The organism is Occallatibacter sp. (genome assembly GCF_049802275.1).
GTDB lineage: Bacteria > Acidobacteriota > Terriglobia > Terriglobales > Acidobacteriaceae > Telmatobacter.
The window spans coordinates 1-8,595 of record NZ_JBARMD010000520.1 but is presented as its reverse complement, the minus strand read 5'-3'; the positions used below and the strand labels follow the sequence as shown (position 1 = coordinate 8,595).

8 protein-coding genes are annotated in these 8,595 nt (G+C 57.6%); 2 read left to right on the top strand and 6 right to left on the bottom strand.

The genetic code is table 11. The features are described 5' to 3' along the window. From deoC to hpt, 3 genes are all read right to left on the bottom strand, one after another. Positions 1 to 609 (bottom strand): deoxyribose-phosphate aldolase (gene deoC / locus WA354_RS18050; RefSeq protein ID WP_472814410.1); only part of this gene is annotated, 609 nt, incomplete at its 3' end. Between the two features lie 139 nt (positions 610 to 748). Further along, positions 749 to 1,123 carry a nuclear transport factor 2 family protein gene (locus WA354_RS18045; protein WP_472814409.1) on the bottom strand — a complete coding sequence of 125 codons (375 nt, stop codon included), beginning with the start codon at positions 1,121 to 1,123 and terminating at the stop codon, positions 749 to 751. Positions 1,124 to 1,262: 139 nt separating this feature from the next. Further along, positions 1,263 to 1,808, bottom strand: a complete 546-nt coding sequence (gene hpt / locus WA354_RS18040) for a hypoxanthine phosphoribosyltransferase (RefSeq protein WP_472814408.1) — start codon at positions 1,806 to 1,808, stop codon at positions 1,263 to 1,265. 129 nt (positions 1,809 to 1,937) lie between these two features. On the opposite strand from hpt, the gene WA354_RS18035 reads away from it, so the two are divergent. Then, positions 1,938 to 2,738 (top strand): prolipoprotein diacylglyceryl transferase, encoded by an 801-nt coding sequence (locus tag WA354_RS18035; RefSeq protein ID WP_472814407.1) that lies wholly within the window; start codon positions 1,938 to 1,940, stop codon positions 2,736 to 2,738. A 272-nt stretch (positions 2,739 to 3,010) separates the two neighbouring features. Continuing rightward, the gene (locus WA354_RS18030; RefSeq protein WP_472814406.1) at positions 3,011 to 5,341 is read left to right on the top strand and encodes a PAS domain-containing sensor histidine kinase; all 2,331 of its coding nucleotides are present in this window, start codon (positions 3,011 to 3,013) and stop codon (positions 5,339 to 5,341) included. 108 nt (positions 5,342 to 5,449) lie between these two features. Here WA354_RS18030 and WA354_RS18025 read toward each other — a convergent pair whose 3' ends face one another. The 3 genes from WA354_RS18025 to WA354_RS18015 form a co-directional block, all read right to left on the bottom strand. Beyond that, on the bottom strand, positions 5,450 to 5,827 hold the full coding sequence (locus tag WA354_RS18025; protein ID WP_472814405.1) for a response regulator: 378 nt from the start codon (positions 5,825 to 5,827) through the stop codon (positions 5,450 to 5,452). A gap of 551 nt (positions 5,828 to 6,378) precedes the next feature. Continuing rightward, positions 6,379 to 7,800 (bottom strand): Gfo/Idh/MocA family protein, encoded by a 1,422-nt coding sequence (locus tag WA354_RS18020; RefSeq protein WP_472814404.1) that lies wholly within the window; start codon positions 7,798 to 7,800, stop codon positions 6,379 to 6,381. 80 nt (positions 7,801 to 7,880) lie between these two features. Next, the gene (locus tag WA354_RS18015; protein WP_472814411.1) at positions 7,881 to 8,567 is read right to left on the bottom strand and encodes a SprT-like domain-containing protein; all 687 of its coding nucleotides are present in this window, start codon (positions 8,565 to 8,567) and stop codon (positions 7,881 to 7,883) included. Between the last annotated feature and the right edge of the window lie 28 nt (positions 8,568 to 8,595).

Below are 8,595 nucleotides of genomic sequence, written 5' to 3'. Positions count from 1 at the left end.
CATCAGGGCCACGTCGGCTGCGGTGGCGCCGCCGCCAGCGAATCCAGTGGATGTCTTGATGAAGTCGGCGCCGGCCTGAATCGCGAGTTCCGCGCCGCGCAGTTTTTCTTCGACGGTGAGCAGGGTGGTCTCCAGGATGACTTTGAGGAGTGCGCCGTTATGATGCGCGACGGTTGCGGCTGCATGAATGGTGTGGTGCACAGCGTGATGGTTGCCGCTCTTGAGATGGCCGATGGGAATGACCATGTCGAGTTCTTTGGCGCCGAGTCGCGCCAGGGCGGCAGCTTCCTGGCGGAGTGTCGAGGTGAGCGATGCGCCGAAGGGAAACCCGATGACGACGCCAACAGGGACGCCGGTGCCGGAGAGAATCTCGACCGCAGTGGGAACCCACATGGGGTTCACCATGGCGCAGGCGAATCGATACCGGATGGCCTCGTCGCAGAGACTTTCGACCTGTTCGCGTGTGGCCTCGGGCTTCAACAGGGTATGGTCAATGACTTGTGCAAGAGATTGCCAGGAAGCGAGGGCCTGTTTGGCGAATGCGGCTGAATCAAAGGTTCCGTGATCGAACTCAAGATCTTCATCCCGGATCGGGGTAATGGCTGGCATTTTCTTGCTCCTTCTTTCTGCGCCGCTCTGAAGGTGGTCGGCTTGTTCTTTCATTCCGGCTGTTGAGTATAGCCCCTGGATTATTCGCGGGCCAGTGACATCCGATATACAGGAATAACCAAAGGGACCGCGGATTTTCTCATGGGTGATTGGCAGCCTGCGTTGCTTCCTGGGTTATGTCCATGCGAACGATCAGTCCCTCGCGAAATTGGTACGTATGGTAGACGGTGGTGTCGAGCAGGAGGTTGCCCTTCTGGTCGTGGACAACCTGGTGCACCCGGACGACCCAACTGCCGTCGTTTCCCGGCTCGATATTGACCGGATCCACCTGAGGATTAAGGGTGGTGAACTGGCGTGTCCAGTAGGCGCGAACCTCATCTTTTCCATGGACGTGACCGCCTTCCATACCGTTCGCCCATTCAACCTGGGGGTGCATGTGTGAGAGTACCGCCTCAATGTTACGGGCATTGAAATCGCGATAGGCACCGCGAAGAATTTCGCGCTCGTCGGTCATCAGAGTAATTCCATTAATCGTCGGCAATTTGGCTGGCTGAGATCCATCGTCTCCCAACACTTACAAACGAGACCCGGGGCAACCAGGCCCATTCGCGAGTCGGCGATTTCGTCCAGCTGAGAGTTTTGGGTGTATAGGCCTACTCGGGGTGGTCCGGGGCCATGAGGCAGATGTCGGGTAAGTTGCGATAGCGCTCGGCATAATCCATTCCATATCCGATTACGAATAAGTTTGGTATAGAGAATCCGGTATAGTCGGCATCTATCTTTTCGATGCGGCGCGAGGGCTTATCGAGCAGGGCGGCGATGCGCAGGGTTTTGGGCTTGTGCTGCAGAAATATCTTGCGCAGGTAAGCAAGCGTCAGGCCGGTGTCCAGGATGTCTTCAACGATGAGGACATTCTTGCCTTCAATGGGTTCGTCGAGGTCCTTGATGAGCTTGACGGCGCCGGAGGAGCGCTGTCCTTTGCCATAGCTGGATACGGCGACGAAGTCGAATGTGGTGTCAACCCGCACAGAGCGGGCGAGGTCGGCCAGGAAAATTGCCGCGCCCTTCAAAACGCCTACCATCACGAGTTTCTCATCGTTGAGGTCGCGGGTAATTTGCGCGCCCATCTCCGCGACGCGGTCGGCTATCTGTTGACGCGTATAGAGAACCTCAAGTCCCTGGTAAGTGATGGTGGCCATGGAACCAGTATCGCGCGAGAAGACCGGGCTCCGGATCGCAACCTGTGAAAAATCCGGGGAAATTCGACGGGCACTCAACCGGAAGTTCGAGACCGGTTATTATCCGTGGGCCGTCTATACTAAAAGAGAATGATTCCGTATATCCACCTCAATCTGCATTTCTGGCATCCCGAGATTCCCACTTTCGGCCTGATGTTGTGGCTGGCCGCGGTGGCGGCGGCTTTCGTGATGGACCGTGGCTTCAAGCGGTCCAAAATCGATGCCGATGCCGTGGGGATGGTGGCCATTGCTGTACTGGCCGGGATTGTGGGAGCCAAATTGTGGCATGTGATTGATACGCCAAGCGAATTTCGAGAGATGGGCTGGCGTGTGCTCTGGGATACGGCCGGGTTTGCATGGTTTGGCGGGATGCTGTTCGGGATCTCGGCGCTCGTGTTTCAGGGATGGTGGGCGAAGATCGGGGGATTGCGAACGCTGGATCTGGCTGCGCCGGCGGCCGCGATCGGATACGGCATCGGAAGGATCGGTTGTTTTCTTTCCGGCGACGGTTGTTATGGGATTGAGACGAAGCTGCCGTGGGGGATGAGCTTTCCCAATGGGATCGAGCCGACGCCGCCGGGTGTTCGCGTTCATCCCACTCCGCTGTATGAGCTGGGAATGGGTCTGCTGATTGGCTGGTACCTGTGGTGGAGGGGCGGCAAGAAACACGGGACCGGCGCACTCGTGGGTGAATACCTGGTGCTGAGCGGAATTGCCCGCTTCCTGGTGGAGTTCATTCGTCGCAATCCCAAAATCCTCTCGGGGCTTTCGAATGCGCAGTTGGCCAGCCTGGGGTCTGTTCTGGTGGGGGCGGGCCTGATGTGGTGGGCTGCGCGCCGTCCGCTGAGCGATCCGGGTAGGGCTCGCGAACGGTTGTCGAAAGCCGCCTGATCGATTTGCATGGCCTGTGCGGCCTTTTCCCGGACAACCAGAAGAGCACATCTGTCCTCTAATCGCTGAAGGGTGTACTGCATCTCTATCTGTACTACCTCTAGGTTTATGTTTCGCAAGATATTGCTTCCTGGAGTCTCCCGCAGGCGCGACTTCTGCCTCGGCTGAGACTGATCGCGAGTCATGGTCATCGATCAATCTTGAACATTCGACTTGAAATTGCGTGGGAGTGAAGTGCCGCGCGAGGAAACCTTTTCTGGAGCGCGGGCCCGATGACGATTTCACAGGATGAGAGACTGAACAGCGCAGACAACCTCGCCGGTGCAGGTGAGGCGAACGGCGTTCGCTTGAAGCAGCTATTGGCGCAGGCTCCGACTGCCATCGCGTTTCTGAGCGGTCCGAAACATCGGTTTTCTTATGTGAATGATCTCTACGCGCGTGCGTTCGGCCGTTCCAGGTCTGGCGAACTCCTTGGGCTATCAATTCCGGAGTCCCTGCCAGAGCTTGGAAATTCCGGGATCCTCGAAATCCTCGACCGGATCTACCGAACAGGCGAGCCGTATCGCGCCAGCGATTGCAAAGTCAGGGTCCAGACGCCAGGTACTGGGATCGTCGAGGACCGGTTTTTCGATTTCATGTTTCAGCCGACGTGTGGTTCAACCGGGCAAGTCGATGGAATATTTGTGCTCGCCGTCGACTTAACCGATCGTGTGTTGAACCGCCGCGCGGTGGAATTGAGCGAGGAGCGCCTTCGCCTGGCGCAGGAGGCAGCTCAGATTGGCACGTGGGAGTGGGATCCGGTGGAGAATACGCGGACGCTTTCGATGGAGATGCATCGGATGTACGGCACCGATCCCGAGGCGCCGGGTGAAGAAATTTATCGCACATGGTCGTCACGAATCTTTCCTGGCGACTGGCCGCGCATGAAGCTGGCAATGGCGGAATGTCAACGCACGGGGTTCCTGGATCTCGAGTATCGCTATGAACATCCGAAACTAGGTCTGCGCCACCATTACGCGAAGGGGCGCCGAATGCTGGGAACATCACGATTTTTCGGCGTCGTCAGCGACATTACGAATCAGAAGCGGCGAGAAGAATCATTGGCCGAGCGGGAAGAAGAATTTCGGAGCATGGCGAATGCCATGCCGCACCTGGTATGGATGGCGGATCCGGACGGATATATACGCTGGTTCAATGAACGCTGGTACAACTACACGGGCACCACTGCGGAACAGAACTGCGGTTGGGGTTGGCAATCGGTGCACGACTCCAAATTCCTGCCGGTGGTCCTTGAAAAGTGGAAGCGCTGCCTGGGATCGGGCGAAGCGTTTGAGATGGTAATTCCATTGCGGGGCAAAGACGGGGAGTACAAGCCATTTCTGACACGCGCGGTTCCGATGCGAGATGCAGGCGGCAGAATTACTCGCTGGTTCGGCACGAATACAGATATCAGCGGCGAGTTCGAGATCAGGCAGCAAATCGAAGAGAGTCAGGCACGGTTGCAAACCGCACTGGATGCTTCGCAGCGACTCGCAGCGATCGTAGAATCCTCCGACGATGCGATTATCGGCAAGGATTTGAACGGAGTGGTGACGAGCTGGAATCCCTGCGCGGAACGGATGTTTGGTCACAAAGCCGAGGAAATGATTGGGAGATCGATCAGGAATATCATCCCGGCGGAGTTATTCCCGGACGAAGACCGGATTATGTCGGCGGTCGCACGGGGAGAAAGAACGGAGCACTTCGAGACGGCACGATTGACAAAAGACGGCGAACGCATCGATGTGTCGCTGACTTTATCGCCGGTGTTTAGCGACCACGAAGAAATCGTAGGCGTGGCGAGCATTTCGCGGGACATCTCACAACAGAAGAAGATCGAGAAGGCGTTGCACACGTCGGAACGGCTGGCCACAGTCGGGAAGCTGGCGGCGACGATTGCGCATGAGATCAACAATCCGCTGGAGGCTGTAACGAATCTCGTTTTCCTGGCGCAGGGATGTATGGGGAATGGGGAAGGGAAGATCTTCCTGGAGCAGGCGCAGCAGGAACTGGCCCGCATGGCGCTGCTGACAAAACAGACGCTGGGCTTCTACCGCGAGAACAAGGGTGCGCGTCTGCTGACGCTCGGGGAATTGATCACGCCGCTGGTCTCAGTTTTCTCGGCAAGAGCGCGCAACAAGCAGGTTTCGATCGAGACCGATATTCGGGAGAACCCGACGCTGATGGGAATTCCCGGCGAGATCAGGCAGCTCTTTGCCAACCTGCTGAACAACAGCATCGACGCGGTCGGCGATCGGGGACGTATTTTGATTCGGCTGGCTTCCGCGTATGAGTACAAGGAGCACAAGAGAGCCGGCGTGCGTTTGACGGTTTGTGACAATGGCCCCGGTATCGCTCCCGATGTCAGGAAGAAGCTTTTCGAACCATTCTTCACCACCAAGCGGGACGTGGGGACTGGGCTGGGTCTTTGGGTCAGCTCGAATATCCTGCGGAAACATGATGGGAGCATCCGGCTGCGCAGCAGCGTTGTTCCCGGCAAGAGCTGGACTGTGTTTTCAGTGTTCTTTCCCGCGGACGCGGAGACGACGAACTCGACCGCCTGAATTCCGCTTCATCAGTTTTTGGCAACAATCATCGAACGCAAGAGTGCCGCGCGTTTCTGCGACGTGATTTCTGTGTCGATTGAACGACGCGTTGAGAGTTATCCGCGTCTAGTTGATCTGATTGAGACGATCGAGGAGCGTGCGCGGGTGTACCGGCTTCACCAGCAATTCGAAGCGATGTCCGCTGGCCTGGGCGTGTTCGAGCAGGTCGGCGGTAACCGCCTGGCCCGAAAACAGAATGACGCGGCAATGCGGAGCGATCTCCGAGATGCGGATGGCCGCATCAATGCCGGTTGCCCCGTCCAGGATGACGTCGCTGATGAGAATGTCGGGCGAGTGTTCGCAGGCATTTTGGATTGCGGCCTCGGCGGTATATTCAGCGCTCGCTTCAAAACCGCTGCGGTTGAGAATGAGGGCGAGGGTATTTGCAATTACCTGCTCGTCATCGAGGACGAGTACGCGACGCGCGCGCTGGTTGCTCATCATCAATCGTTCAAGTCCTTCCTTTGGTTGTGCAGTTCAAGACTCTGAAACATATAGACAACGATGCCTCTGGTTCTTGGGCGCAATCTGAGGACAAAATCAGATTGGGTAATGGAACAGGGCATGTTTCGCGCTCGCTCTTCTCGAAGAATCGGAACGAAACTTGCTCAATCGTCCTTCAGCCTTTTTGAAGTCTCGCCTTAATTGTCCCAGTTCCTCGGCAGGAAGGGAATCTTCCGGTCTGTGCTGATTTGTGATAGAGCGAGGAAAAATCTGCCTGCAGGAGCCCGAACCCTCCTCTTGCACAGACCCCGGATTGATGGAAGAGTTTCGCTTTGTTGATGATAGGGACGCCTCCTCGTTTTTTATTGCGATGCCTAAGAGCGGAAGCCGTCCGGTATGAGTCGATTGCGGAAGTTTTATGCAGTATTAGTGGAGCAATTGGAATCTGAAAGCCGATGATTCGCAGGCCGGGGCGGCGAACATTTTGATAGCTTCTACGATTGGGGCAGGACGCAAATTCCTCAAGGAGTGGCCCCGTGGGCCCTCCTCGTTTACGCGAGCTTGTAGGGCGCGCGATATTGACGCGACATGAGGGCGGTGGCTTCGGGGTCGTTGAGGATCTTCTCCTGTTTCACATCCCAGTGAAGTTTGCGGCCCACGAGCATGGAGATGAGTCCGAGGTGACCGGGAATGATGGAGTGATGCGCAACGTCGACTGGTGTAATGGTGGGCTTGCGCGATTTGACGCAATCGAGGAAATTACGGCGATGTTCGGACGATACGTAGAGCGGAATTTTGCGCTGAGCATCGGGCAGGGAATCCATCTTGACCCACTCGGGGTTGGATGCGTCGAAGCCGCTGCGGTCGACCCAGACCCAACCATCGCTGCCGATCCATTTCGTTCCCATGCTGATGGCCGGAGAGCCTCCGCCGATGGTGAGCGAGACGTCATTTGAGTAGCCGGTCACTTCCTTGCGATAGGTGCACTCGACGGTGTACTTCAGAGCGACGTTCCAGACGGCGTTGACTGGTGGAAATTCGCCAAAGCCTTGAACCTCGGAGGGGCCGGTAAGATCGAAGCCCAATCCCCAGTGCGCGATGTCGCCGTGGTGTCCGATCCAGTCGAGAAGTTGGCCGCCGCCGGTGTTGTAGTTCCAGCGCCAGTTCTGATAGACGCGGGCGTCGATGTAGGGCTCCATCTTTGAGGGGCCGATCCACGTGTCGTAATCGAGATCAGGCGGCGGCTGCGTGACGGAGAGATCCCAGGCCGGCGTGCCGGGCAGAATCTGCCATGGGTCTTTGATCTTGTCAGGGAGTGCTGAGAGCTTGCTGAGCAGCGCGGGCACGGTGTTGGGAAAGTCGTGGGGTGCGCCAGGCAGCCCGACTTCGACATGAGTGACGTTGCCGATGAGTCCGTTGCGAACGATCTCGGCCGCTTTGCGGAATTGCGGGAGCGAGCGCTGCCATGAACCTGTCTGCCAGATGATGTTGTTCTGATGCACGGCGCGAACGATTGCCTGCTGCTCGGCGATGGTGCGGGCAAGTGGCTTCTCACCGTAGATGTCTTTTTTGCGCGCGGCGGCTTCAGTGGCGACGATGGCGTGCCAGTGATCGGGGATCGCAATCATGATGGCGTCGATGTCATCGCGCGCGATCATCTCGCGGTAATCGTGGAGAGCAGCGCAATCCTTGTTACCGTAGTGGGTGTTGACGGTGTCGACCGCAGTTTGCAGGTGATTCTTCTCGATATCGCAGGCGGCGATGACCTGGCAATCGTCAAAGCTGAGGAAAGATTTGGTATTAGCGGGGCCCATCATGCCCCAGCCGATGACGCCGATGGTGATGCGCTCGTGCGCCGGAACGCGGCGTGCGCGGGCGAACGGGCTGGCGGAGAATGCGGCGGCTACAGCGGCGGACTGGATGAATTTGCGGCGGGTGATGGCAGAGGATTGAGCGAAAGACTGCGCAGTCATTTGGGCTCCCTGAAATCGGTTGGAGATCATCGCGAAGAATTCTAACGCGCGGGATCGAGTTGATGACGGGAGCGGATGGCCTACAGGCGCTTGATGAAGGCGAGGGCCTGGCGGAGTTCGGGGAAGAGCGCTTCGTCGGCTTTGAATTCGCGGGAGTGGACGCAGCGGCGGAGACCGCGCATCCTGACGGGATGCTTGAGATGAAGCATCTCGTGGTAGAGCAGGTACTCGATGGCGTAACGCGGACTTGATGGGCGATCGAAGACGCGGCTGACGACGATGGTATTGTGGGCGGCGTCGTAGTGGCCGAGCGAACGCTTGGCCATGCCCTCGCTCCAGGTGAGTTCGGGGCGGCCGAGAAGTCCGTTGAAGAAACGCGAATTGAGAGCGTCGAAGACTTCTTCGAGGTTGTAGAAGTGGCCCTGCGGGCCGGAGTAACGCTTGCTTCCGCGCGCGTGGCGGATCAGTTCAGTCTGGCGTGTCACGGCCGCGCTGGTCGTGAAGCGTTTGAAGCGCACGTTGTGCGCCGGATCGATGGGCTTCTTGTAGAGTTTGGCGAGAAGAATATGAGCAATGGCGCGGATGACATTCTCGGGAGCGCCTTCGATGAGATCGGAGAGGCTGACGAAGATTTTACCTTCGCGCAGGCGGATGGTTGTGTTCAGCGATGTGAAGCGGCGGAAGCGCACGGCAAACGGAGGCATCGGCGCTCGCGGGCGCAGAACACGATATTCCTCTTGAAATATGGAGATCAGATGAGCAGCCACCAAGTTTGAAATTAGCACATGAGGGACC